General features: G+C 71.0%; 19 protein-coding genes and 4 pseudogenes. 10 read left to right on the forward strand and 13 right to left on the reverse strand.

Features of this window, described 5'->3' with window-relative positions; genetic code table 11:
• Positions 1-75: 75 nt before the first annotated feature.
• Positions 76-516 (forward strand): annotated as a pseudogene (locus ACWFQ8_RS18250) (DUF5753 domain-containing protein); the annotation flags it as partial.
• A 71-nt stretch (positions 517-587) separates the two neighbouring features.
• Here ACWFQ8_RS18250 and ACWFQ8_RS18255 read toward each other — a convergent pair.
• From ACWFQ8_RS18255 to ACWFQ8_RS18265, 3 genes are all read right to left on the reverse strand, one after another.
• Positions 588-1,619 carry an HTTM domain-containing protein gene (locus tag ACWFQ8_RS18255; RefSeq protein ID WP_453787356.1) on the reverse strand — a complete coding sequence of 344 codons (1,032 nt, stop codon included), beginning with the start codon at positions 1,617-1,619 and terminating at the stop codon, positions 588-590.
• Positions 1,620-1,756: 137 nt separating this feature from the next.
• Positions 1,757-2,467, reverse strand: coding sequence for a DUF5819 family protein (locus tag ACWFQ8_RS18260; protein ID WP_453787257.1), 711 nt, complete (start codon positions 2,465-2,467; stop codon positions 1,757-1,759).
• A gap of 134 nt (positions 2,468-2,601) precedes the next feature.
• Entirely contained in the window at positions 2,602-4,014 is a 1,413-nt protein-coding gene (locus ACWFQ8_RS18265; protein WP_453787258.1) for an ice-binding family protein, read from the reverse strand.
• Between the two features lie 1,129 nt (positions 4,015-5,143).
• On the opposite strand from ACWFQ8_RS18265, the gene ACWFQ8_RS18270 reads away from it, so the two are divergent.
• Both ACWFQ8_RS18270 and ACWFQ8_RS18275 read left to right on the forward strand, forming a co-directional pair.
• On the forward strand, positions 5,144-5,353 hold the full coding sequence (locus tag ACWFQ8_RS18270) for a hypothetical protein (protein WP_453787259.1): 210 nt from the start codon (positions 5,144-5,146) through the stop codon (positions 5,351-5,353).
• Positions 5,354-5,815: 462 nt separating this feature from the next.
• Positions 5,816-6,337, forward strand: a complete 522-nt coding sequence (locus ACWFQ8_RS18275; RefSeq protein ID WP_453787260.1) for a DUF4142 domain-containing protein — start codon at positions 5,816-5,818, stop codon at positions 6,335-6,337.
• Between the two features lie 535 nt (positions 6,338-6,872).
• Here ACWFQ8_RS18275 and ACWFQ8_RS18280 read toward each other — a convergent pair.
• The 4 genes from ACWFQ8_RS18280 to ACWFQ8_RS18295 form a co-directional block, all read right to left on the reverse strand.
• On the reverse strand, positions 6,873-10,391 hold the full coding sequence (locus ACWFQ8_RS18280) for a CHAT domain-containing protein (RefSeq protein ID WP_453787261.1): 3,519 nt from the start codon (positions 10,389-10,391) through the stop codon (positions 6,873-6,875).
• 3 nt (positions 10,392-10,394) lie between these two features.
• A complete protein-coding gene (locus ACWFQ8_RS18285; RefSeq protein ID WP_453787262.1) occupies positions 10,395-10,544 on the reverse strand; it encodes a hypothetical protein in 150 nt (49 codons plus the stop codon).
• Positions 10,541-11,191, reverse strand: coding sequence for a DUF6338 family protein (locus ACWFQ8_RS18290; RefSeq protein ID WP_453787263.1), 651 nt, complete (start codon positions 11,189-11,191; stop codon positions 10,541-10,543). The genes ACWFQ8_RS18285 and ACWFQ8_RS18290 overlap by 4 nt, the downstream gene beginning before the upstream one ends.
• 566 nt (positions 11,192-11,757) lie before the next feature.
• Positions 11,758-12,744: an alpha/beta fold hydrolase gene (locus tag ACWFQ8_RS18295; protein WP_453787264.1), complete on the reverse strand. Its 987-nt coding sequence runs from the start codon at positions 12,742-12,744 to the stop codon at positions 11,758-11,760.
• A 145-nt stretch (positions 12,745-12,889) separates the two neighbouring features.
• Between ACWFQ8_RS18295 and ACWFQ8_RS18300 the strand changes: the two are divergent.
• Positions 12,890-13,260 (forward strand): annotated as a pseudogene (locus ACWFQ8_RS18300) (helix-turn-helix domain-containing protein); the annotation flags it as partial.
• Here ACWFQ8_RS18300 and ACWFQ8_RS18305 read toward each other — a convergent pair.
• Positions 13,242-13,405, reverse strand: a pseudogene (locus tag ACWFQ8_RS18305) (helix-turn-helix domain-containing protein); the annotation flags it as partial. The pseudogenes ACWFQ8_RS18300 and ACWFQ8_RS18305 overlap by 19 nt on opposite strands.
• A gap of 284 nt (positions 13,406-13,689) precedes the next feature.
• Here ACWFQ8_RS18305 and ACWFQ8_RS18310 point away from each other — a divergent pair.
• From ACWFQ8_RS18310 to ACWFQ8_RS18320, 3 genes are all read left to right on the forward strand, one after another.
• A complete protein-coding gene (locus ACWFQ8_RS18310; protein ID WP_453787265.1) occupies positions 13,690-14,274 on the forward strand; it encodes a TetR/AcrR family transcriptional regulator in 585 nt (194 codons plus the stop codon).
• Positions 14,275-14,354: 80 nt separating this feature from the next.
• Positions 14,355-15,713 (forward strand): MFS transporter, encoded by a 1,359-nt coding sequence (locus ACWFQ8_RS18315; RefSeq protein ID WP_453787266.1) that lies wholly within the window; start codon positions 14,355-14,357, stop codon positions 15,711-15,713.
• Between the two features lie 25 nt (positions 15,714-15,738).
• On the forward strand, positions 15,739-16,497 hold the full coding sequence (locus tag ACWFQ8_RS18320; RefSeq protein WP_453787267.1) for an SDR family NAD(P)-dependent oxidoreductase: 759 nt from the start codon (positions 15,739-15,741) through the stop codon (positions 16,495-16,497).
• Here the strand turns inward: ACWFQ8_RS18320 and ACWFQ8_RS18325 are convergent.
• Both ACWFQ8_RS18325 and ACWFQ8_RS18330 read right to left on the reverse strand, forming a co-directional pair.
• The gene (locus ACWFQ8_RS18325) at positions 16,425-16,661 is read right to left on the reverse strand and encodes a SpoIIE family protein phosphatase (RefSeq protein WP_453787268.1); all 237 of its coding nucleotides are present in this window, start codon (positions 16,659-16,661) and stop codon (positions 16,425-16,427) included. The genes ACWFQ8_RS18320 and ACWFQ8_RS18325 overlap by 73 nt on opposite strands.
• 2 nt (positions 16,662-16,663) lie before the next feature.
• Positions 16,664-17,578: a hypothetical protein gene (locus tag ACWFQ8_RS18330; protein ID WP_453787269.1), complete on the reverse strand. Its 915-nt coding sequence runs from the start codon at positions 17,576-17,578 to the stop codon at positions 16,664-16,666.
• A 144-nt stretch (positions 17,579-17,722) separates the two neighbouring features.
• Between ACWFQ8_RS18330 and ACWFQ8_RS18335 the strand changes: the two genes are divergently transcribed.
• The 3 genes and pseudogenes from ACWFQ8_RS18335 to ACWFQ8_RS18345 all read left to right on the forward strand — a co-directional run.
• Positions 17,723-17,878, forward strand: a complete 156-nt coding sequence (locus tag ACWFQ8_RS18335; protein WP_453787270.1) for a hypothetical protein — start codon at positions 17,723-17,725, stop codon at positions 17,876-17,878.
• A 10-nt stretch (positions 17,879-17,888) separates the two neighbouring features.
• A complete protein-coding gene (locus ACWFQ8_RS18340) occupies positions 17,889-18,524 on the forward strand; it encodes a VOC family protein (protein WP_453787271.1) in 636 nt (211 codons plus the stop codon).
• A gap of 87 nt (positions 18,525-18,611) precedes the next feature.
• Positions 18,612-19,065, forward strand: a pseudogene (locus tag ACWFQ8_RS18345) (IS5 family transposase); the annotation flags it as partial.
• 139 nt (positions 19,066-19,204) lie between these two features.
• Here the strand turns inward: ACWFQ8_RS18345 and ACWFQ8_RS18350 are convergent.
• The 3 genes from ACWFQ8_RS18350 to ACWFQ8_RS18360 all read right to left on the reverse strand — a co-directional run bounded on the left by ACWFQ8_RS18350 (position 19,205) and on the right by ACWFQ8_RS18360 (position 22,468).
• Entirely contained in the window at positions 19,205-20,104 is a 900-nt protein-coding gene (locus ACWFQ8_RS18350; protein ID WP_453787272.1) for a hypothetical protein, read from the reverse strand.
• The gene (locus ACWFQ8_RS18355) at positions 20,101-21,114 is read right to left on the reverse strand and encodes an SPFH domain-containing protein (RefSeq protein ID WP_453787273.1); all 1,014 of its coding nucleotides are present in this window, start codon (positions 21,112-21,114) and stop codon (positions 20,101-20,103) included. The genes ACWFQ8_RS18350 and ACWFQ8_RS18355 overlap by 4 nt, the downstream gene beginning before the upstream one ends.
• A gap of 460 nt (positions 21,115-21,574) precedes the next feature.
• Entirely contained in the window at positions 21,575-22,468 is an 894-nt protein-coding gene (locus ACWFQ8_RS18360) for an AraC family transcriptional regulator (RefSeq protein WP_453787274.1), read from the reverse strand.
• Positions 22,469-22,507 lie beyond the last annotated feature (39 nt).

Here is a 22,507-nt window from a genome sequence, read left to right on the forward strand (position 1 = left end):
AGGCCGCCGGCGCCAAGGACGCCGTCGTACTTGCCGGTATCCCCCGGTGACGCCGAATAGCGAGGCTACGAGCCCATGGTGATCCCCGGCCTTCTGCAGACCCCCGCCTATGCGGCCGCGGTTATCGCGGGAATGATCCCTCAGCCCACCTCCGAGCAGGTTGCGGCACGCGTGGAGGTACGGATGCGTCGACAGCACCGGGCTCACCATCCGGCCCGACCCTTCCGCCTCCAGGTCGTCCTGGACGAATCGGTGCTGCGCCGTGTCGTGGGAAGCCCTGACCTCATGGGCGAACAGCTCGAGCACCTCAACCGTCTCGGTGCGCAACCGCACATCAGCGTGCAGGTCCTCCCCCACGATGCGGGGGCCCATCCCGGACTGTCCGGACAGTTCTCCGTCCTCCACTTCGCTGATACGCCCGGGACAGGAACGGGGACGGGGACGGTGTATCTCGAGCGGCTGACCAGCGACCTCTACCTGCAGAATCGTTCGGAGGTCCGGAGCTACAGCGTGATGTACGACCATCTCCGGGCCCAGGCCCTGGCCCCGGAGTGCACCGAGCGCCTCATCACCCGGACAGCCCGGACCTATGCGGGACGAGCCGACGGGCACCCGCCGGGCCCAGCAGAGTCGGGCTGTGTGCCGGGTGGCGCAAGCTGCCCGCCCTGCGGGGGGACCCTTACGGAAGTCGAGGAACCGGGCACCGGCCGCCAAGGGCGCGACTGCCGGACCGTACGGCGCCACAGCGCGGCCAGTGAGGTGTAGAAGCGGTCGGGGAGGAACACGGCGTCCGCCACGATCATCGCCCCGGAGAACAGGGGCAGCCCCATGATCAACGCGATGCACAGGTGCATCCCCAGCAGCATGGCCAGGACCGGGTACTTGAGCCGGCCGAAAAGCACGAAGGGGAAGGCCACTTGCAGGAGCACCGTCGTGTAGGTGGCGATCGCGATCAGGATCGCGTAGTCGTCCACGAGGTGGGAGAGCGCCGGCCAGGGCTGGAAAAGTTCGAGGTTCAGGACGTAGTGGAGCGCGGTGCCGCTGCCCCAGGAAGCGCCCTGGACCTTGTACAGGCCTGCTGACCCGTACAGGAAGCAGACTTCTGCCGCCATGACGAAGAGGGCGCAGTTGTGCACGACCGTCGTCAAGGTGCCGCGCGCTTCAAGGAGGCGGGGCGATACACGGCTTTTCACCTGTTCGGGCGCACCGGTAGTACGGGCCGTACGGAGGCGGTGTCTGCGTGTGTCCAGGGACCAGCGGCGGCCGCACGCGGTGAAGGCGAGGTAGATGGCCATCAGCAGGATCAGGTTGTCGCCTCCGTCCGTCATGAAGATGGCCTTCGCATGGAACGAGGTCACCACGACGGCGAACAGAACAGACGTGGCACGGGTCCGCCAGCCCAGCATGAACAGCGCCGACGTGAGGAGGGCCGTCACGTAGCAAAGTTCGAAGTAGGCGCGGCTGTCGGACAGGGCCAGGATGCTGTTCCAGCCCGTCTGGTCGAAGAGCTGCTGTGAGAGCTCGGGCGTCCAGGGGGAGGCGGGCCCCCAGATCTCGTGGCGGTGCGGGAACTCGCGTAGGAGGAAGAGCAGGTAGAGCATGCCGTAGCCGGCCCGCATGACCGCCACTGCGTACAGCGAGACGGGCCGGGTGGTGACGGCCGCGAGGCAGCGCTGTGCCGTCCTGTGCGTGTTGTCGCGCGTGGGGTCCGCCGGCGGGGCCGGGCGGGGCGGGGGCTGGGGGGTGTGCTCAGTTCTCACGGGGACGTGACCTTCCACCAGGGCAGAAGCCGTTCGTCGGCAGGGATCGGCGGGTGGTTGCCGGCGGAAGTGCCTGGTGCGGCGATCGGCTGCGTGAGGACGCGAAGCTGGATGAAGTCGAAGGCGGCGCCGTCGCGGTGGGCCCTGACGCGGGCCACGGCGATGTTCCGCAGGTACTTCTGCATCATCACGGCGCGGTCCGAGTGCGCCGTGTCGTCTCCTCCGTGTGTTTCGGCGTAGGAGGTCCAAGCGCGGCGCAGGAGGTTCTGCGTCGTGTGACTCGGGAAGACGTTGTGCTCAACCGCCGAATTGTCCACGGCGCTCAGGTCGAACCAGGCGCTCACTTGAGCCGAACCGCTCGGGGCAGTGTGGGCGGTCCTTGCGAGAATCGTGCGATTTACGGAGTCGGGTTCAGGTGCGAAGAGCCGCCAGTTCTGTTCAAAGAGGGGAAAGACCCAGGCGTTGATCTGCGGGCTGAACCGGTTCGAGACGGAATTGGTGGGCGCCACGTGGAGGAACAGCAGGACCACGTGGGTCAAAGTCGTCAGCAGACACAGGGCCACCGCGGTGCGGAGCGTCACCGCCAGCACACGGGCGCCTAGGGCCGGCCGGTGCGGCGTCACTCGCTCATCGTGTTGTTCCTGCGGGTCCGGATCAGATCCGGCCTGTTGGAGCTCCTTCACGGCCGCTGATTCGATTCCGCTCAACACGCCCCACCCTGCCTTTCTCGTATCGGCTGCTTACGTCCTGCCCTCCTGCTGCGCCCGGTGGTGTGCGGCGGAGCCGATGAGGGCTCCGCCGCACGCCGCGGTCCGCTGGGCGGACTTCGTTCGGCCCGTGCCTAGCCCTCGAAGACCTCGTGCTCGAAGTTCACGGGCTCGGCGCCATAGCCATGGTGCGCGCCGGGCTTTTCACCGTGGCCGGGCTTGCCCGGTCCCTCACCGTGCTCGTGGCCCGGCTTGTCGGGGCCCTCACCGTGCTCGTGGCCCGGCTTGCCCGGCCCCTCGCCGTGGCCGTGGCCGTTGCCGTGGCCGTGGCCGTGGCCATTGCCGTTGCCATTGCCGTTGCCGTTGCCGTTGCCGTTGCCGTTGCCGTTGCCGTTGCCGTGACCAGGCTTGCCAACGTTCCCACCGGTGATGTTCCCGCCGGTAATACTTCCACCCGTGGTGTGTCCGCCGGTCGTATTGCCCGCGGTAGCGGCCCCGGTCGTGTTCCCGGCGGTGTTCCCGGAGGTGTTGCCGGAGATGTTCCCCGAGGTGCCGCCGGTCACGAGGTTCGCGAGGGGGCCGCCGAGCAGGCCGCCGCCTGTCGTCACACCACCGAGTACGCCGCCGAGGACACCCGAAGTCCCGCCTGCCGTACCGCCCGTGGTACCAGCTGTCGTGCCGGTCGTGGTACCGGTCGTCGTTCCGGTCGTGGTACCGGTCGTCGTTCCGGTCGTCGTTCCGGTCGTCGTTCCGGTCGTGGTACCGGTCGTCGTTCCGGTCGTCGTTCCGGTCGTGGTGCCGCCGGTCGCGCACGTCCCCAGGAAGATCCGGTTGGTGTCGAGCGTCACGGCGCCATTGCGGGCCAAGGCCCGGCCCTCGATGTTCGCACCCGTGGTCACGCTGATCGAGGTCAGCGCCATGATCGTCCCCACGAAGGTGGAGTTGGTGCCGAGCGTGGCCGAACTACCGATCTGCCAGTACACGTTGCACGCCGAAGCACCGTTGGTGAGAAGCACCCGGCTGGACGATGCCGTAGTCAGCGCCTCGGGAATCTGGAACACCCAGACGGCGTTCGGATCTCCGCCGGCGTCCAGGATGAGGTCGCCGGTGAGTCCGACACCGGCCACGGCCGTGTGGACACCGGGAAGCAGGGTGTTGCCCATCCCGATTCCCGCCGGCAGCGCGAAGTCCGTCGCCTGGCCGGCGGCGTTGTTGTAGGCCACGACAAGGTCGCTCTTGGCCTGGAGGGCGGCAGCGTCCGCGGAGTGCACGGCACCGAGGACCAGACCCGGCGGGAATCCGGTGATCGCCGTGCCCGGGTGCACACCAAGGTCGCGGCTGATCACAGAGGGGCCCGTGTTCGTAACCTGCGAGCCGGCCAGCACGGAGTAGCTCGCCGCAGTGGCCAGCGGCACCGGGGTGGCGATCGCCAGCGCCATCGTCGGAGTGACGGCGACCATGATCGCGGCGACCGTCGCCGCGATTCCCGAGGCCAGCCCGCCGGACAAAGCACGGCGCCGAGCCGCTTGAAGGTTTCTCAGTTTCATCGAGAGGCCGTTTCCTAGAGGGGCCGTGGCATGCCGGGCCCTGACCGATCGCCCGGGAAGCCTGATGGATGAAACGGCATATTACGCAGCAAGTCGCCAGATCGAGGACGGCCCCGAGCAGGAAGGGGGCGCGCCGGGATACAGGAAAACTAAAGACGCACAGGTAATATCAGAATTCACAGCGGAGATCATCAGATACGCGACCTGAACAAGGGGCGCATTTACCCTATGCGGACCACTCCTCTCGCCCCTTGCCCGATAATCAGACCCATCCCCACGTGCCAGCGTTCCGCCATTCCGGCGATTCGAATAAATCTCAGCGTTGGGTACGCCTGTCAGGCATTCTTTGCCCCGCAAGGGTGACGGCACTGGTGGTGGAGCGGACGGCGACCGAGTAGACGCGGACCGGCAAGCCGGTGGCACCGACAGCACGTGCCGAGTCGCCGTGGCCCGGCGTGCGCGGTGCGCCGGCCGGGGGGCGAGCTCCGTAGCGGTCGGCCGATGAGCGCTGCGCCGCTCTGCCTGGCGGGCGAGGGCGGCGTCCCGGCGGGGGTTGCCGATCGCGTCGCGCAGCGGCTGCATGTGGGTGCGGCCGAAGCGGAGGAAGACCGGTTCGTTGGGGCCGTGCGCGCGCAGGTTGCGTAGTCCGGTCGCGATGATCGTCGTAGCTCTGGAAGTCCGCCCCCGTTCGGGTGCCCCGCCCGCAGCGGCCGGGTCAGCCCCCGCAGCCGCGGGACGGCTCGGTTGGGGTCGGCGCCGATGGTTGAAGACCAGCAGCACGGGCGGGTGCGAGTCCTCCCCGTAGTCGACGCGGGCCAGCCAGCGGATGCGCCACATCCCCTTGCCCGGCGCGCCCCAGTGACAGGCAACGGCGCCTCGGGTCGGGCTTGTTCTTGCCGTCGGTGTCCTCAATCTGCCGCTTGAAGAACCTGTGGTGCACGGCGCCCATGCCGACATCGTGCTCACCGCCCCCGCAGGCGGGGATCCCGCTGCGGCTTGCGGGACGGGCTACCGCGCCTGCGACCGGGACCGCCCTCGCTCTTGCGACACCGAGTGACAGAAAGGATGCGATGTGTCACTGACCGTGTCAGCGTGCCAGTAGACTTCCACACCGCGAGGAGCCATCGTCATGGGCGGTATGCAGGACAATCGGCAGCAGCCGGGGCAATCGGGCAAGGGGCCTGAGAAGACGGGGACTCAGGGCCAGCCATCTGCGGGCCGGGCCCCGGCGCGTCCCCAGCAGCCGGAGAAAACCTCCCACGGCCTGGACGAAGAGACCAAACGCCGCCGCGAGGAAGACCTGGTGAGCGAGGGAGACGTCGAGGGCGACGAGCTGTAGCAGCCCCGCCCCAAGGCCCGGCCGGACGGCAGCCACCCCAGCCGGGCCTGGCACGTCTCGGATCTCCGGGCGAGGTTCACCGAGGCGTGGTCCCGCTACGGGGTCTGCGCCTGTGCGCCGGTAGCCAGCGCGTGCAGCTGGGCGGCAGCCCGACGACGGCCTGCGGTCCAGCAGCACCGCAGCACCGCAGCACCGCAGCACAGGCGACTGCTCTCCCACCCGGGCGGCGGCTCTCGCCCAAGACCCGGTCGGATCCGTCTTCAGGGCCCGCCGTCCTCGCCGCCACTGCCACGGTTTGCGGCCCCCGGCGTCGTCCTCGAAGGCTCCAACGAGGCGTGACACCAACCTTGTGCCGTCCTGTCTTCGGCTTCAGCGTGTGGTTTGCTCCCGGGCGGTATGGACAGGCGCCGGGTGCCGCGGTCTTGCCGACCCGCTCGGGCCGCCCGCGGTCTGGGAGGAACCATGCGTGCAAGAGTGTTGACGATCGCAGTGTTCACGGCTTCCCTGGCGTGTTCCGGGGTGTCGGCGGTTACCGCTGCACCGGCTCCGGGCAGTGCCGATGCGCTTTTCGTGCAGATGGCCCACCAGAGCAACCTGGCGGAGATCTCCGCCGGTCAGGACGCTCAGGAGAACGCGACCACGACATGCGTCAAGCAGGCCGGTGCCACTCTGGTCAGCGATCACACCAAGCTCGACGCGGAACTCTCCGCCCTGGCGAAGGAGGGCGACGTCTCCCTGCCGGGGGCTCCGACCCGTGAGCAGCAGGCCACGCTCGCCGACGTCCGCTCCAAGGCCGGCACCCCCGACTACGACAAGGCCTGGCTGATGGCCCAGGAAGCCGGCCACGCCAAGACGCTCACGCTGATCGATCAGCAGATCAGCCAGGGCAAGGACGCCGAGACCACCACTGCGGCGAAAAAGGCCCGCCCGGTGGTCGCCATGCACCTGGACATGGTCCGCGGTGGAACCTGCCACAGCACGTGACAACGCCTCGTCCCGCGTAGCCGCACCGGGCACCTTCCATGACCACTGCGAACCCGGGCGGCACGCCCGCAGGTTCGCGGACTGCTGGTGCCGTTTCCGGACACGGGTCTGCTCTCCGCGGATGGCGGTCCAGCGGATCAGCTCGTGGGGCACGCCCGCGATGTCCATGACGGGCGGCGCCCGCCCGTGACGCCCCGCGGCTCGGTCGCGCGCGGCGCGGCGCGGGGATGGGGCGGACTCGGCGTACGCGTTGGTGGATCTGGTGGTAGTGGTCGAGCTCGACTTCGGCGGTGGCGTACGACTCCGTCAGGTGCGAAACACCGGTCTCGTACGTGGCGGCCGCAGCCCGAGCACGACCTCGAAGGCCCGTGTGGCGGCGGTCCGCAGCTCGTTCAGCGGCTCATCGGGCCCGAGATCAAAAATGAGCCCACGGCTTGACACAAAGGGGAGCCATGAGCGGATGCCGATGACAGCTACCGACGCAGCCGGCCGAGTCGGCTGCGGATGAAACTCCGATACGACGGAGTGCGCGTAGTCAGGCGCCCGCGTGGACGTGTGCGGCCCACACCGACGGCAGGTTCGGATACTTCGTCCTGAGCTGTCTGACCGTGCGGTGGACCGCCGCCGACGCGCACAACGCACCGGATCGATCCGCGATCAACTCGCCGTAGATCTGCTGACTGAAGGCTGGTGCCACGACGTCGTCGACGCGCCAGAGCGTGCCGACTACCTGGGAGAACCCGGCTATCTGAAAAGCCGCCAACGGGTGGATCGCCTCGTCGGACAGGCGCGCGGTGGTGCGGGCCGTGTCGCAGGCCGACAGGAACGCGAACTCCGCGTTCCGCAGGCGCAGCCGGGAAAGGTCCAGCACCCGAAACGGCGCGCGGTCGTGGTCGTGCAGCGCGAGGTGGCTGTCCGAAGGGTTGTCCGGGTCGCTGTATCCGTGGCAGGCGAAGTGCGCCCAGCCACTGGCCGGCAAGGCGTCGAGAACGGCGTCACGAGTCGCGTCCGCGCCGACCAGGACCGTGGCGCCGGGTATGAGAGCGGCCAGGTGGTCGGCTTCGGCCTGTGCGCCGGGCAGGTCCGGGGCGTCCGGAGTGTGCGGCATCGCGACCACCAGCAGCCGCGGCTCGTTCCGGTCGTCGCGGCGGCCCGCGCGGGCGTGGCCCAGAGCGCGGATCGTCGGCGTCATCGAGGAGACGACGCGGTCGAGGAGCACGGGCCCGCCGTCGCGGTGGTGGCCCGCCGCGTGCAGGGGGAGCAGGCTGAGCGACCCGACCGGGGCCCACCAGATCCTTGGCCACGGACCGTCCGCCGCCGGTTCCGCCGTCAGCCCCAGTTCGCCGAGCACAGGGCCCACGACGGTGTCCCACAGCCACTCAAGCGTGTCGTGGATCGCCTGCTCGGCGGCCAGCCGCCCCTCCGTGAACGCGTTGTGCAGAGCGCGTACGCGGTGACTCACGGTCTCTTCGCTCAGCCGGTCCAGCGCGCGGGACCGGACCCCGTCCGGGGTGATGATCAGCGCGTCACACCGGTGCCGGCTGACGTTGACGTACACGATCGGGCCCTCGTGCGCCTGCGCGGTGAGGTCGGTGAGCAGCGGGGGCCGTAGGAACCGCTCCATCCCGGGCAGCGCGCGGATCCGGTCGGTCACCGCGTCGAGCTCGTCGGCGAGGGCCACGCGGTCGCTCGTGGTGTCGGTTTCGAACTCCGCGGTGAGCGTCCGGAAGCGTTCGGCCAGCTCGGGCGCCCGCTCGCGCAGGTCGGAAAGATCGCCGCGGCTGTCGAGTGCCTGGGCGGCGAGCACGCAGCGTCCGGATTCGAGCAGGGTCACCGCGCTCACCTCGTCGCCGGCGGCCAGCGCGCACGCGGCCGCGTCGGCGGCGACCCCGGCGAAGCGGCCGAGCCAGTACTGGGCGTCCTCGCGGCCCAGGCGGCGCCCGGCGAGTCGGGGCAGCAGCCGGACCGCGGCGGCGTACCCCTCGGCGGCCACGTCGAACTGCCCGGCCTCGGCGGCCAGATCGCCCCACCGGTCCGCCGCTTCCGCCCGGCTCTGCGTCGGCGAGCCGGCAGACGCCGCGGCCTCCCGGTAGCAGCCGAGCGCCTCGGTCAGCGCGTCGCCGTCGCCGAGGTGCCGGAAGCCGAGCGCCAGGACGTCGGCGACGTGGGTCAGCAAATCCGCCCGGGAATAGGCGTCCTGCTCGGGCCTTCGCGCCGCGCTCCGGGCCAGGCCGATCGCCTCGGCGAGGAGTTGCGGATCCGGCGGCTCCCGTCGCGCGACGGCGGGTGCGGCGGGGTTCGTGCACCAGTCGCCGAGCGCGGCGGCCAGGCTCGCGGTGTACCCGGGCCAGTGCGGGCTGTCCTGCGGAGTCGCGGCCACGGACGCGCGACGCGCGGCGATCGCGTCCCGCAAGGCGTTCCGGTCGCCGAACTTCTCGTATGCCATCTTCAGCACACCGCCGAGATTGGCGAGCCGCACGGCCCGGTCCGGGTCGTCGTCCGCCGTCACGTCCGCGGCCGCGCGGTGCGCGGTGATCGCCTCGTCGAGCGCGCTTGCCTCGCCCGTCCTGGTGAACCGGTCGCACAGCATGGTGCCAAGGTTGGAGAGCCGCTGGGCCTGCGCGGGGACCAGGCTCGCGCCGAGGCGGACGGACTCCCGCGCGCGGTCGACCGCCTCCGACAGCACCTGCAGCTCGCCGGTCACCCGGAACCGGGTGTGCAGCACGACGGCGAGGATCCCGAGCGAACGCGGGTGGTCCCCCTGCCCGGCGGTGGCCTCGGCGGCACGGCGGGCGACGTCGATCGCGTCCATGACGTGGGCCAGGTCTCCGGTCGCGTGGAACAACGCGTTCAGGTTGACGACGAGGTTGCCCATGAACTGGACCCGCAGCGGATGGCCCGCCGTCGTGCACGCGACCGCCTCCCGCTCGATGCTGACGGCCTCCGCGAGCGCGGCGTGGTCCCCGAACTCTTCACCCCGGGTGGCCAGCGCCGTGGCGAAGTGGTCCAGCCGCACGCCCCGATGGGGGTGCCCGGCGGGGGTCGCCGCCGCCGCCGAACGCCCGAGTTCGATCGCCCGGTCGAGCAGGGCCGAGTCCCGGGTCTGCTTGAACTTGGCGGCGTACCGGCCGCACGCTTCGGCTTCGGTGTCGGCGCGTTCCCAGCCACGGTTCGCATTCGGGCGCTCGCCGGTGAGGGCGGCCCAGTCCCGTTCCGTGGCCGTCAGCTCAAGGAGGTTCTGCGAGTGCCGTGGATCGGTGACCGGGGTGTGGGCCACCAGCGTCTGCCGGACCCGAAGCAGTTCGGCCAGATCATCGCGCGCTCCGCGAGCCCGGTAGTGGTCGTCGAGAAGGTACGCGAGGTTCTTCAACCGGTCGAGCACGTCGGACGACCCGGCCGGCGTGAGCTCCACCGCTCGCCGCGCGGCGTCGACTGCTTCCTCCAACACACCGGTCTCCCCGGTCCCATGGGACCAGTCGCGCAGGACGACGGCGAGGAAGTGCAGACTCCTGGCGGTGGACACGTCATCGGGGGAGCATGCGACGGCGGCCCGCGCGTGCTCGGCGGCTTCCGCCAGGTGGGCGAGGTCTTCCGTCACGGTGAACGCCGTCCGCAGCGCGACGACGAGGTTATCCAGGTAGAAAGCCTTGTTCGTGGACGGTTCCTCGTCGACGGCCGTCCGGCTCCAGTCCAGCGCGTCGGCCAGGGTTGCGCGGTCCTGGTTCTGCCGGAACGCGGTGTGCAGCAGCATGCCGATGTTGTTGGCGTAGCCCGCCGAATCCTCCGGGCTTTCGTACGCCAGGAGGTAGGCCTCCGTGACTGCCCGGACGGCTTCCCGCAGGAACGCGAAGTCGCCGGTCTGGTGGTAGCGGGTCTGCAGCAGGCCTCCGAGATCCGACAGGACCGAGCGGCGCTCGGCCACGTCCTCGGCGGCCAGCAGGGCATGGCCGAGGTCGATCGCCTTCTCGACCGACGCGGGGTCCGCGCTGTGCCGGGCCACGTGGAACGCCTCCCAGAACCGCTCGGCCAGGCCGTTCGCGGGCCCGCCACCCACGCGTCAGTCCTCGTTGCCGTTCGAGGTGCCGGCCGGGCCACCGGGCGCCTCGTCCGGCTCGGCGACCGTGCGTTTCGGGGTGTAGCCGCGTTCCGCGGCCTCCTGCAGCAGTGCCGCCTCTTCGGGCGAGAGCTCGGGTTCGTGCGCCATCATCGGTCCTCCCCCGGCACGGCCGCCGGTTCTCCGGCTTCGACGAACTCCAGCACGTCGAAGTCTTCCGCCCGCAGCCGCAGGCCCGTCGTCCCGCGCACGCGCGCGCCGAACGACCCGTCGGCACCCATCACGCGCGCCGATTCGAGGTACAGCTCGGCCGGGTGGGGGTACGAGGAGGCGTACGACCGGTCGCCGTACCAGCCGCCCGCCCAGTTGCCGTCCTTGAGCCGCACGCGCACGAAGCACGGTTCGCGGTCGCGGAACGCGTGGTCCCAGGCGCTGGGCGTGCGCAGGAACCGAGCCTTGCGCCGCTGCCGATCCACCAGGGAAACGGTGACCGCCGCCACGGCCGGCACGACGAGGAACAGCACCACGGCGACGAAGCCGACCACTCGCGGCCGCTCCACGAAGCCGTCCCAGCCGCCGCCGGTGCCTTGAGCCAGGCGAACCAGCGCCGGCCCCGCCACCACGGCGTACAGGGCGTCCAGCGCGATCGACGCGACGATCGCCCGCAGCACCCGCTCACCCAGATCACGCTCACCGGGCACCGGCCCACGGCGGCGTTCCCGGACGAACTGATAGGTGACCCCGGGCAGCACCAGAAGGATGAGCAGAGCGAGCTGCACGACGGTCGCAGGCGCCTGCACTCACCACCCCCAAGTCTCACGGACTCCGTTCGATCAGGCTACTGGCTTGCGTCTCTGAGCGCGAACGACGGGACGAATACCCGGCAGTTGGGGCCATCGCTCGGTGGGTGGTGATCGCCTCTCCTCGGCACCGCGCTGCCGATCGACGTCCACGACCAGTGGACGTGTCCGAAGGTGAGCGCGTCCTCGCGTCGGCCGGATCGTCCTGGACGGACCGCGCCGAATGGCTCATGACCGAGGCCCTGTCGGGGTCGACGGCCATGGCGGACTTCGACGAGATGCCGAACCACAACGAGGTCGATCCCTGGGGCGGCACCGCCTCCGGATGGGGCCGGTCCGCGCCCGCGGTGATGACAAAGCACGAGTGGTTCTCCGAGCTCATCAGCCGTGCCTCAGAGATCCAGCCCGCAGCCGCGCCCAGGCCGTACTGGCCGCAGCGGCAGGGCCGGGGCCTTCCCACCGACGGCAGCACCGCGCGCGATGCATCACCGAGCAGACCGCCATGCGCTACCTCGGCGCGGCCCACCCGAAACGCACCGCCAAGCTGCCCAGGTAGCCCGCCTGGTTCAGTCCTGGATGGTGGCGAGCCAGTCGATCAGGAGGCTGTTGACCTCCTCGGGGCGTTCCTGCTGGATCCAGTGGCCGCAGCCGTCCAGGAGGTGGGAGGCGGACAGGGCGGGGAGGGTGGTGGGGTAGGCGTCGATGGCGTCGGCCATCCAGGTGGTGGAGGCGTCCAGTGCGCCGCCGACGAACAAGGCGGGCTGTTTGATCGGGGCTCCCCGGTGGGGGGCGAGGTCTTCCCAATCGCGGTCCATGTTGCGGTAGCGGTTGAGGGCGCCGGTCAGGCCGGTGCGTTCGAACTCCCCGGCGTAGACGTCGAGGTCCTCCTCGCTCAACCAGGCCGGGAGCGGGCCGACGGGGAAACGGTCGCGCATCTGACAGCCCGGGGCGACGAAGTGCGGGTCGGGCTCGCCCTCGGCCGGCATGGTGTCGGCGGACAGGGCCGCGTAGAAGCCCGCGAGCCAGTCCCGGACATCGGGTTCGATCTCCGCCTCGGCGCGGCCGGGCTCCTGGAAGTAGGAGACGTAAAACTCCTGCTCGGGACCGCCGATCTGGCCGAAGATGTCGGTGGGGCGGGGGCCGCCGGGCGGCGCGTACGGGACGCTCAGCAAGCCGACCGCACGGAAGACTCCGGGGTGGAGCAGGGCGGAGGCGGCGGCGATGTTGGAGCCCCAGTCGTGGCCGACGACCACCGCGCTTTCCTCGCCGAGGGCGCGCACGACGGCGACGTTGTCCTCCACCAGGTCGAGCATTCGGTAGGCGTCGGTCGCGGCGGGCTTGGAGGAGCGGCCGTAGCCGCGTACGTCGATCGCCACTGCCCGGTACCCGGCCGCGGCGAGGGCTGGGAGTTGGTGGCGCCAGGAGTACCAGGACTCGGGGAAGCCGTGCACGAGCAGGATCAGCGGGCCGGTGCCCTGCTCGGCCAGGTGCAGGCGCCCGGCAGGGGCCTCGACGGTGCGGTGGCGGAGTGCGGCGGTCGGCTCGGGTCGCATGGGGGACTTCTCCTCGGTTCGCGGGCGGTCGGCGGGTACCCACCGATCATGCGGCGCGGCGGCCGCTCGGCGCGATCAGCGTTGCCATTCCGGCAAGCTCGCAGGACAGGGTGGTGAAGTGGCACGGCGGGAAGGAACAGGGACTGTGGCAGAGGACGACGTGGCCCAGATGCCGGCAGCGGTGGGGCCCCGGCTGCGGGGCGTGCGCGAGCGCCGAGGCGTCACACTCGCCGATGTCAGCCGCGCGACCGACATCTCGCCCAGTACGCCGTCGCGGATCGAGACCGGCCGGCGCAAGCCCACCCTGGAGGTGGTGCTACAGCTGGCGAAGGAATTCGCAGTCTCCCTGGACGAGCTGGTCGGCACCGCACTCCCTCCTGCGGCCGAGCCCGCAGCACGGCGCAACGCAGCTTCGGCGACGACAAGGCGGTGTTGCCGCTGACCCGGTACGTCGGCGGCCTGCACGGCCACAAGCATGTCCTGCCTGCCGTCGAGAGCCAGGCACGACGCCAGCGTTCCACCGACCGCACGCTCACCCGCAGCTCTTTCGCGATCACCGCGGTCTTCTCACCCGCCGCGAACCTCTCGCCGGCCTGAAGCCGGATCCCCTCACGAGACGCCCGACGCTCAGCGGTCGGGCCCCACCCTCTGGATACCTCACCTCACCGGCATACCGCAGAGATCATCAACCGTCACCACCCGACGACAACCCGAACTTGGTTGAGGAACTGGGTGCCAGCCATGGAGTCCTGCACACGCCGCAGCGGTGGCCGATGCGGTCGCGGCCGGGGCTCCATCCCGCGCGGGAGCGGACGTCCGCTGACGACGCCCCGTCACTGGCCGTGAACGGTTGCCCCGTTGACCCCGGCTCGCCCCATCGCAAAGGCCGGCCAGGGCGCGCGCAATTATTGACCGAACGTTCTAGATACGTTTATGATCTTCGATGTGGCCAGGACCAAGGAATTCGATCCGGACGCCGTGCTGCAGTCGGCCCTCGAGCTGTTCTGGCGGCGCGGCTATGAGGCGACGTCGCTGACAGATCTCGTCGAGCACCTGGGCATCGGCCGCGCCAGCATCTACGCGACCTTCGGCAGTAAGCACGAGCTGTATCTGAAGGCCATGGACCGGTACGCCGAGACGCGCAACCCGCCGCTCCACTCGGAGCTGTCCCAGCCGGGACCCGCCCTGCCCGCAGTACGGGCGCTGGTGCGGCGCTTCGCCGCGGAGGCCGCTTCCCCCGGGACCCGGCTGAATGGCTGCTTCGTCACCAATACGGCAGCCGAGTTGGCACCGCATGACGATGCGGCGGCTCGCCGGGTCGAAACCAGCTGGGAGCACATCGAGGCCCTGCTGCACTCTGCCCTCGTACGGGCCCGGGCCCAGGGCGAGCTGCCCGAGCACCGCGATCCGCGCACGCTGGCCCGCATGCTGTTGGTCCTGCTGCAGGGCGTACGGATCGTCGGCAAGGCGTCGAGCGATCCCGCCCGGGTGCGGGATGCGACCGAGCAGGCACTGACCCTGCTGGACTGAAACGAATCGCGCGCACGAGGGCCGTCCAGCTCACTTCTTCATGCCCGCATATTGGACCGATCAGTCAAGAATGGAGGGAAATGAAATCGGGGGGAAAGAACGCCACAGACGCCCGCGTCGCCACCACCCGGCACCGCCATGCCTTCGTCCTACTCGGCAGCGTCCAGACGACGCTGATCTTCACACTCGCCGCGATCGCCGTACCACTACCCCACATCGGGCGCGAATTCGGCCTGGAGCGCGCCGACTTGATCCTACTCAGCGCCGCCTACGGACTGACCTTCGCCGGGCTGCTGCTCTTCGGCGCGCGCCTCGCCGACCGCTACGGCGGGAGGCGCGCCCTCACCGCAGGCCTTGTCCTCTTCGCCAGCGCCTCGGCCGCTGTCCCGTTCGCCCCCGGTGTCGGGGCACTGCTCTCGGCGCGCTGCGCACAGGGCGCGGGCGCGGCCCTCGTCGCGCCCGCAGCCATGGCCGTGCTGCGCGCCGTCTTCCCCTCCCCCGCCGCGTACGGCAGGGCGATGGCCACGTGGGGCGGGCTCTCGGTACTCGGCGCGACTGCGGGCAATCTCCTGTCCGGCGTCATCTCGGCGCTGCTTTCCTGGCGTTGGGCCTTCGCCGTACCACTCGTGGTGGCCCTCGCCGCCCTCGTCCTCACCCCCCGGCTGCTGCCGGACACCGCACCGTGCCGGGCCAGGACTCTCGACCTGCCGGGTGCCCTGCTCGCCACCGCCGGGATCACCTTCGCCAGCTACGGACTCGTCGTCACCGACGCCCAACCCTGGTCTTCGGCCGACGTGCTCGTCCCACTGCTCGGCGGGACCGCGCTGCTCGCGACGTTCCTGTACGCCGAGCGCCGCGCCCGCGACCCGCTGCTGCCACCCCGCTTCCTGCTCGACCAGCGGCGAGCCCTGGCCCTCACGGCCATCGCGCTGAGCGCCTGCGGGACCGCGATGACCTTCGTGGTCCTCTCGCTCCACCTCCAGCAGGCGCGCGACTGGTCACCGCTGCAGACCTCGACCGCCTTCGTGCCGTTCGCCGTCGCGCTGATCGCCTCGGGCCGGGCGGCAGCACCGCTCATCAGCCGGTACGGGGCCCGGGCCGTCACGTCCGCCGGGCTCGGGACAGGCGCGACCGGGCTCCTTCTCCTCGCGTTCACCGGGCTTGATGCGCACACCTGGTACGTGTACGGGCTGCTGCCGGGCCTCGTGCTGCTGCCGACCGGCACCGCAGCCTCCTTCGCGGGAGCCGCCGTGCTCGCCACCGAAGGCGTGCCGCAACAGCAGACCGGGCTCGCGGGCGGCGTACTGAACACCGCGATGGAATTCGGCCCGACCGTCCTCTTCGCCGTCCTGCTCACCCTCGGCAGCGACGCCTCGTCCCTGGCCGCGACGGGGGTCGCACTCGCCGTCGTAGCCCTCCTGAACCACCGCACCAAGTAATCCATCACTCAAGGGAGTTACCGAAATGAACCGCTTCACCGGCAAGACCGTCCTCGTCACCGGCGCGGGCTCCGGCCTCGGCCGCGCGATCGCGCTCGCCTTCGCCGCCGAAGGCGCATCCGTGGTCGCCGCGGGACGCACTGCGGCCTCCCTGGACGAGACAGTCGGCCTCATCGAGGCCGCCGGCGGTACGGCCGCCGCGGTCACCGCCGATGTGACCGACTCCGGCCGGATCCAGAACCTCGTACGCGAGAGCGTCACCCGCTTCGGCTCACTCGACATCGCGGTCAACAACGCCGGGATACTTCGCGGCACCGTACCCGTCGGCGAGGTGAGCGAGGAGGACTGGGACGCGGTACTGCGGACCAATGTCACTGGCGTCTGGCTGGCGATGAAGCACGAGATCGCGCACATGAAGGCGAACGGCGGCGGCGTTATCGTCAACATCTCCTCCAACCTGGGCGCACACCTGCGGATCCCGAACGCCGCCGCGTACATCACCTCAAAGGCAGCGGTCTCCGCGCTGACCCGCGCCGCCGCTCTCGACCACATCGACCAGGGCATCCGCATCAACGCGGTCAGCCCGGGCGCCTCCGCCGCTCCCATGTCACTGCGGCCCAACGAGACCGAGGCCGACCGTGCCGAGCGGGTGAAGACGGAAAACCCGCTCGGCCGGGTAGCGGAGGCCGAAGAAGTGGCGGCCGCAGTGCTCTACCTCGCCTCGCCCGCAGCCGGCGCAGTGGTCGGCACCGACCTGGTGGTCGACAGCGGATCATCGGCCTGACAGACGGCTCTCTGCGTCTCCGGATCGTGCACGGCGTACAGGCAGCCGACCGCCGAGCCGCCGCCGAGCCCGCCGACCACCCGGTCCAGCAGCCCGAGCACCTCCTCCGGGGGCAGGTCCAGCTCGACGTACTGGCGCAGCGCGGTGACCAGGTGCCTCATCATCGTCACCTCTTGCAAGCCGCCGCCGGCCACCTCGCCGACACCAGGGCCGACCGGCCCCCGCCCAGCGGGAGCACGTCATACCAGCAGTGCCGGGCCGCCCCCGACGGCGCGGCCGGCACGAGTGACCACGCCACTACGAGCTCCTCCGGCTCCGCCGCAACGGCGGGCAGCATCGCCCGGTACAGGAACGCCGTGAGCTCGTCCTCCGGGAGCCGGGCGGCGGGGCACGGCACGCCGCCGGGGACGGGCGCGTCGGCCTGCTGCCATGCCGGCCCCCCGCTCTCCAACGCCAGGGGGTCGGCAGCCGACCGACCGGCGTGAGGGAGTGCCGCCGCACTGACCGCCGGTCCCGTCCGCCCCTCCAGCTCCCGGACCCGCCGCACCGCCGACTCGGCCAGTTCCTGGGCCGCGGCTGCCTGCCGCTCCGCCCGGGTCAGCGCCTCGCGCACGTCTCGCTCCCGCTCCCGGGCCAGTTCCAGCCGCAGCCGGGCGTCGGTGGGGCCCGCCGCAGACGGCAGGCTGCCCCGGGCTCCCCGTGCCTCCGCCAGACCCCACGTCAGCTCGGCCACGGCGGCGCGCGCCTGTCCCAGGTGTGCCGGCAGCAACGTGCTGAGCTGCAGCGCTTGCCCCTGCCGCTGGTCGCTCACCAGCAACGACTGCCGGGCGGCTGCCAGGTCCATCGACAGCCGGAGCATGGCGGCCGCGCTCACCTCCGGCAGAGGCGTGGGTCCTCCTGCGCCTTGCGCCACAACTTCCGTGCGCCCGCGAGCCGTTCGACGGACTGGGCGTTCCTCTCCTCCCCGCACCTGCTTGAGCTTCGGCACCGCCTCGTCCTTGAACTGCCCCGGCTCCAGCCGCTCGTGCAGCTCCTCCACCGACAGCCCCGCGCGCTCGATCCAGTCGCGGACGGTCCGCACCAGTGCGTCGACCTCCGCACTGGGCCCCTTCGGCTCGGTCCATGGACGGCCCGGGCCTCCGCACCACCGGCACGCGACCGCCACCCAGCCGGATCGAAATCCTGTGGCAGCAGGCTCGCCCCGCAGCGGCTGATCGAGCGCGTCGTGGGCCTCGACGAGGCGGCAGCGCTGCTGCCTGGCTTCGATCGGGCCTCCCTCGCCGGGATGACGATGATCGATCCGCTCCACACGGCTGAATCCACGGCGGACGCGGCCGGGGCGGCGGGCGTGGCGTCGGGATTTGTGCGGGTTGTCGGGTGATGATGGCGCAGTGCGACTTGATCACGTGTCCTATGCGGTGGCCCGCGACAGCTTCGTCTCGACCGTCCAGTGGATCGGATCGGCCCTCGGCGCCGGGTTCGTCGACGGGGGCGTGCACCCGCGATTCGGCACCCGCAATTTTATTCTCCCGCTGAGCGGCGGCACCTACGTCGAGGTCGTCACCACACTCGACCACCCCGCCGCCGACCGCGCACCCTTCGGCCGGGCGGTCGCGCGCCGCGCCGCCGAGGGCGGCGGCTGGCTCGGTTGGGTGGTCTCCGTCGACGACATCGCCCCGGTCGAGGCCCGTCTCGGCCGCACCTCGGCCGAGGGCCACCGTGTCCGCCCCGACGGGTTCGACCTGAGGTGGAAGCAGATCGGCCTGCTGGAACTGCTGGAGGACCCGCAACTGCCCTACTTCCTGCAGTGGTTGGTCCCCGTCGAGGAGCGCCCGAGCGCCGACTCGCGCACCTCCACCACCATCCACGGGGTCTCCATCGCCGGCGACGCCGCCTCCATCGCCGATTTCCTCGGCGAACCGGCCGACCACCCCCTCGACCAGATCGACGTCACCTGGGTCGAGGACGAGGAACCGGGCCTGGTCTCGGTCGAGTTCGCCACCGCCCACGGCCCGGTCACGATCTGACCAGGGCCCGACTGCCCCGCGGGAGCAGCCGGCTGGGGTCTCCTGGCTAGCGCGTGTCGCTTTGCTGGGTTGGTCAGTTGATCGGATGTGCCTGCCCGATTAGTGATCACTGATGCGATGTGGGGCCGGATCGAGCCGCTGATGCCGGCCGATCCGGTCCGTGGACGGCGGTGGGCTGATCACCGCCGAGCGTTCGAGGCCATCGCGTGGAAGTACCGCACCAACCTGCCCTGGCGGGACCTGCCCGACGAGCTCGGCCCGTTCCAGACGGCCCACAAACGGCTGATCAGATGGGCCGTCGACGGAACCTGGCAGAACATCCTGACCGCCGTGCCCGGCGGCCGCGGACGCCGATGACGACATCGGCTGGACCGTCTCGGTCGACTCCACCGTCGTCCGCGCCCACCAGCATTCCGCCGGAGCACGCGAAAAGGGGCCGAGGGCCGCAGCGAGCCCGCCGACCACGCCTACGGACGCTCACGCAGCGGCCTGAGCACCAAGGTCCACCTGGCCGCCGACGACCGTGCCCGGCCCCTGGGAATGGATTTTCGTCCGTTGTCGGCTGTGGCAAGGTCCTCGCATGTCCAACCCCACGAGCGGACGTCGGCCAGAGCTCGGACGGTGTGCCGGCAGGCCGCGGTGAGGTCGCCGAGTACGAGGGCGGCCGTGCCGGCGGGTGGTCATGTGACCAGGTGGAGCGATGTTTCCGCGAGGCCCAGCCGTACGCTCTGGCCCCAGGTCAGCTCCAGGGCGTCGCTTTCCATCCCGTCGCCGAAGACCGTGATCCGGTCCGACTCCACGGTCAGCTGCAACTGTTGGCCCTGTCTCAGCTCGCCGGCGACCTTCGTGGTTCCGGTGGTGGGTGAGGGCCAGGCCTCGCGTACGAACCACAGGAGTCGCCGGTCGCGGGGGGCGGGCAGCGCGGTGGGGCTGCCGCGTTCCAGCCACAGGGAGCGCAGCCAGCCGGTGGCGCCGGTGCCGGTGCCCACCAGTACCCCGGAGGATGCCTGGGCCTCGGCCGGGCCCTTCTCGGCGTCGGAGGCCAGGCGGTAGCGGGTCGTCTGGTGGCCGGGAGCGCCCAGGTAGATTTCGTTCAGCGCGAGGAGGCGCTGGGTGTCGTCGGCGACGGCCTCGACCATGGTGAGCTCCTCTGCCCGGCTCCCGGTGGCGGTCGCCGCCCGCAGCAGGGCAGCCGCGTCGGCGCAGCGGTGGCGGACCAGGACCCCCGGGTTGAGGCCCGGGTCGGTGTCGATGCCCACCACCGGCTGTCCGCGCAGGTACTTCGCGGTGTTGGCGACCAGGCCGTCCTGGCCGACTACGACCACCACGTCCTGCGGGGCGAACAGGAAGCGGTCCAGGTCCGCCCTCTCCACGCGGGAGCTGCGCCATGTGAGCGGCACCGCCGCCGCCACCTGGCGCAGCGCGTGGCGCGTGCGGTCGTGGCGGCGGGCCACCTCGTCGATCGACCGGCCGCGGCTGGAGAGGAAGAACGCGGCCTGCCCGTGCGTGCCGTGCCGGGCGAGCAGTTCCTCGTACTCGGTCCTGCGGTGCACGAGGACCGCCCGCGGGGCCAGGCTCACGCGCCCGTGCCGCCTTCCGGGCGTCCGAGCCTGGTGAGGAGCCCGGTGAGGACGTCGGGAGAGAGCGTGATGCTCTCGATCCGCGGCAGGTTCTCCGCCAGCCGGGTCGCCGCCAGGGCGTGGAGTGTGTCCGGGCCGGCTTCGTCGTGCACGCGCAGCCATGCGGCCTGGACCTCTGCGCGTGCCGCGCCGGTCTCGCGCGCCGCCTCGGCGTCCGCGCGGGCCAGGCGGACCTTGCGGGCTGCCTCGGCCTCCGTCCTCACGGCGTCCGCCGCCGCCTTCTCCTCGGCTTCGCGGCGGGCGTTGGTGCCGCGCTTCTCGACCAACTGCTCTTCGCGCCGGGCCAGTTCGATCTGGCTGGCCAGCTCGTTCTCGGCGATGGCGCGCTCGCGCTCGACGGCGACGGCCCGGCGTTCGTAGGTGGCCCGGTCGGCCTCCTGCTGGATCTGCTCGCGGGCCGGGGTGCGCAGGGCGCGCTCCACCTCGGCCTCGGGGCGGATCGCCACGACCCGTACGGCCACCACGTCGATTCCGGTGGCCGGGAGTCTGGGCTCGGCGGCGAGACCGGCGGCGGCCCTCTCCCGTACGGAGGCGACGCCGTCCACCAGGGCGGTGGCCAGCGGGGTCCGGGCCAGTACGTCCAGTGTGTGCTGCTGCGCGGTCTCGGTGAGGAGGGTGGCGATCTGTTCCAGGGGGGCGCCGCGCCAGCTCCCGGTGTCCGGGTCGACGGAGAAGTCGAGTCGGTTGGCGGCCTCGGCCGGGTCGCTGATCCGGTAGGTGACGGTGGCCTGCACGGCGACGTCCTGGAAGTCGGACGTGCGGGCGTGGAACGCCATGGCCAGCTCGCGGTCGTCGACCGGGACTTCGGAGAGCGCCGCCGACAGGGACCGGTACCAGAAGCTGAGTCCCCGTCCGTCGTGGACGAGGCGGCCGCGTTTGTGGTGGCGGATGTGGGCGGTGGGCGCGGAGCGCAGATGGCGCCAGCCGAAGCGCCGGGTGATGTCGGCCATGGCGAACCCCCTTGATTTCGTCAGCATGACGATAATAGAAGGCTTCCCATATCGTCAAGCGGACGAAAAGGGGCTTCCGGCACGCTGCCCCGGCAAGCGGGCCGGTCCCCGTCGGGCGGGTGGGCGGCGGCGCAGCACGGCTTCTCTGCTCGGGACAGGCTGCCGCACAGCCCTCGGCCACCGCCGGGCTCAGGTTCGGGAACAGCCATGGCCGGGCGGCGGGTACTCGTCCTCCGCCCGCAGTGCGAGGCCCAGTCCGTTCGTGGGAGCCGGCTGGTCGAAGATGCGCCGACCTTCGGCGAGGAGGGTGCGTGCGGTGGTGTGGTCTCCGCGGAGGGCCGCGGCGTGGCTTTGCCGAAGACGGCGTTCAGCAGGACACCGCGCACATCGGGTGGACTCCCGGCACCCTGGACCTGGACGTCGCCTTTCCGTCCGAAAGACGACGTCCAGGTCCCGGTCTTCACTCCCCGTTGCTCACGCTGACCCGTTCGACCGGGATCCACAGCTGGGAGTCCGTCTCCGCGCCGATCTCCACCGGCTGTGTCCGCAGCAGCTCCGGACCCGGCCGGCTCGCGTACGGGTTCGAGGGGAACCACTGCGTGAACACGTCCCGCCACAGCTCCTGGAGGGCGCTCGGATACGGCCCGTGGTTGTCGAAGACCGCCCAGGCCCCGGCCGGTACGTCGAGGGCGTCGAGCTCCTCCGCGGCCGCCTCGGGGCCGGTGACCACACCGATCCAGTAGTCCACCTCGGCGCCCTCCTCCCGACTGTCGGTCAGGTGCACCACCACCGACAGGACCCCCTTCGGCTCCCCGTCGGCCAGCTTCTTCATCCTTACGATCGCCTGCTCGTCCAGGCTCTCCACGTGTGCCGCGGCCGCCGCGTTGACCCCCTCGTGCACGAGGGGGACCCGCGCCTTCCTGCCAACGACCCGAAACGCTTCCTTCTCGACGATCCGATACCGCATGGTCGTACTCCCTTCGACGACGACACGGAAGGACATGCGCGACTGCGCCGTGAGCGTCGCACCCGTGCGCCGGGCCTCGCCCGGCCCGATGCCGTGCACCGACCGGAACGCCCGGGCGAACGCCTCGCCCGAGCCGTACCCGTACCGCACGGCCACGTCGAGCAGCGTCCGCTCCCCGCCCAGCACCTCGGCCCCGGCTAGCGTCATGCGCCGGCGCCGTACGTACACGGAGAGCGGCATCCCGGCGAGAGCCGAGAACAGGCGCCGGAAGTGGTACTCCGACGTCATCGCGATCCGGGCGACTTCGACGATGGCGACCTCCCGGCCGGCCTCCGCTTCGAGGCAGCGCTCGATGTGGTCGAGCGCCTCGTTGAGCTGCTCCAGCACGGGTGCGTGTCCTTCCCTCTGATGTCTTCACCGTAGGAA

The sequence above is a fragment of the Streptomyces sp. NPDC055254 genome (assembly GCF_053606025.1).

Bases quoted from the DNA above. Each gene is read 5' to 3' on its own strand.
- ACWFQ8_RS18265 (WP_453787258.1), bottom strand. From the start codon at position 4,014: ATGAAACTGAGAAACCTTCAAGCGGCTCGGCGCCGTGCTTTGTCCGGC.
- ACWFQ8_RS18255 (WP_453787356.1), bottom strand. From the start codon at position 1,619: ATGCGGGCCGGCTACGGCATGCTCTACCTGCTCTTCCTCCTACGCGAG.
- ACWFQ8_RS18295 (WP_453787264.1), bottom strand. From the start codon at position 12,744: ATGCGACCCGAGCCGACCGCCGCACTCCGCCACCGCACCGTCGAGGCC.
- ACWFQ8_RS18275 (WP_453787260.1), top strand. From the start codon at position 5,816: ATGCGTGCAAGAGTGTTGACGATCGCAGTGTTCACGGCTTCCCTGGCG.
- ACWFQ8_RS18320 (WP_453787267.1), top strand. From the start codon at position 15,739: ATGAACCGCTTCACCGGCAAGACCGTCCTCGTCACCGGCGCGGGCTCC.
- ACWFQ8_RS18315 (WP_453787266.1), top strand. From the start codon at position 14,355: ATGAAATCGGGGGGAAAGAACGCCACAGACGCCCGCGTCGCCACCACC.
- ACWFQ8_RS18270 (WP_453787259.1), top strand. From the start codon at position 5,144: ATGGGCGGTATGCAGGACAATCGGCAGCAGCCGGGGCAATCGGGCAAG.
- ACWFQ8_RS18355 (WP_453787273.1), bottom strand. From the start codon at position 21,114: ATGGCCGACATCACCCGGCGCTTCGGCTGGCGCCATCTGCGCTCCGCG.
- ACWFQ8_RS18325 (WP_453787268.1), bottom strand. From the start codon at position 16,661: ATGATGAGGCACCTGGTCACCGCGCTGCGCCAGTACGTCGAGCTGGAC.
- ACWFQ8_RS18285 (WP_453787262.1), bottom strand. From the start codon at position 10,544: ATGATGGCGCACGAACCCGAGCTCTCGCCCGAAGAGGCGGCACTGCTG.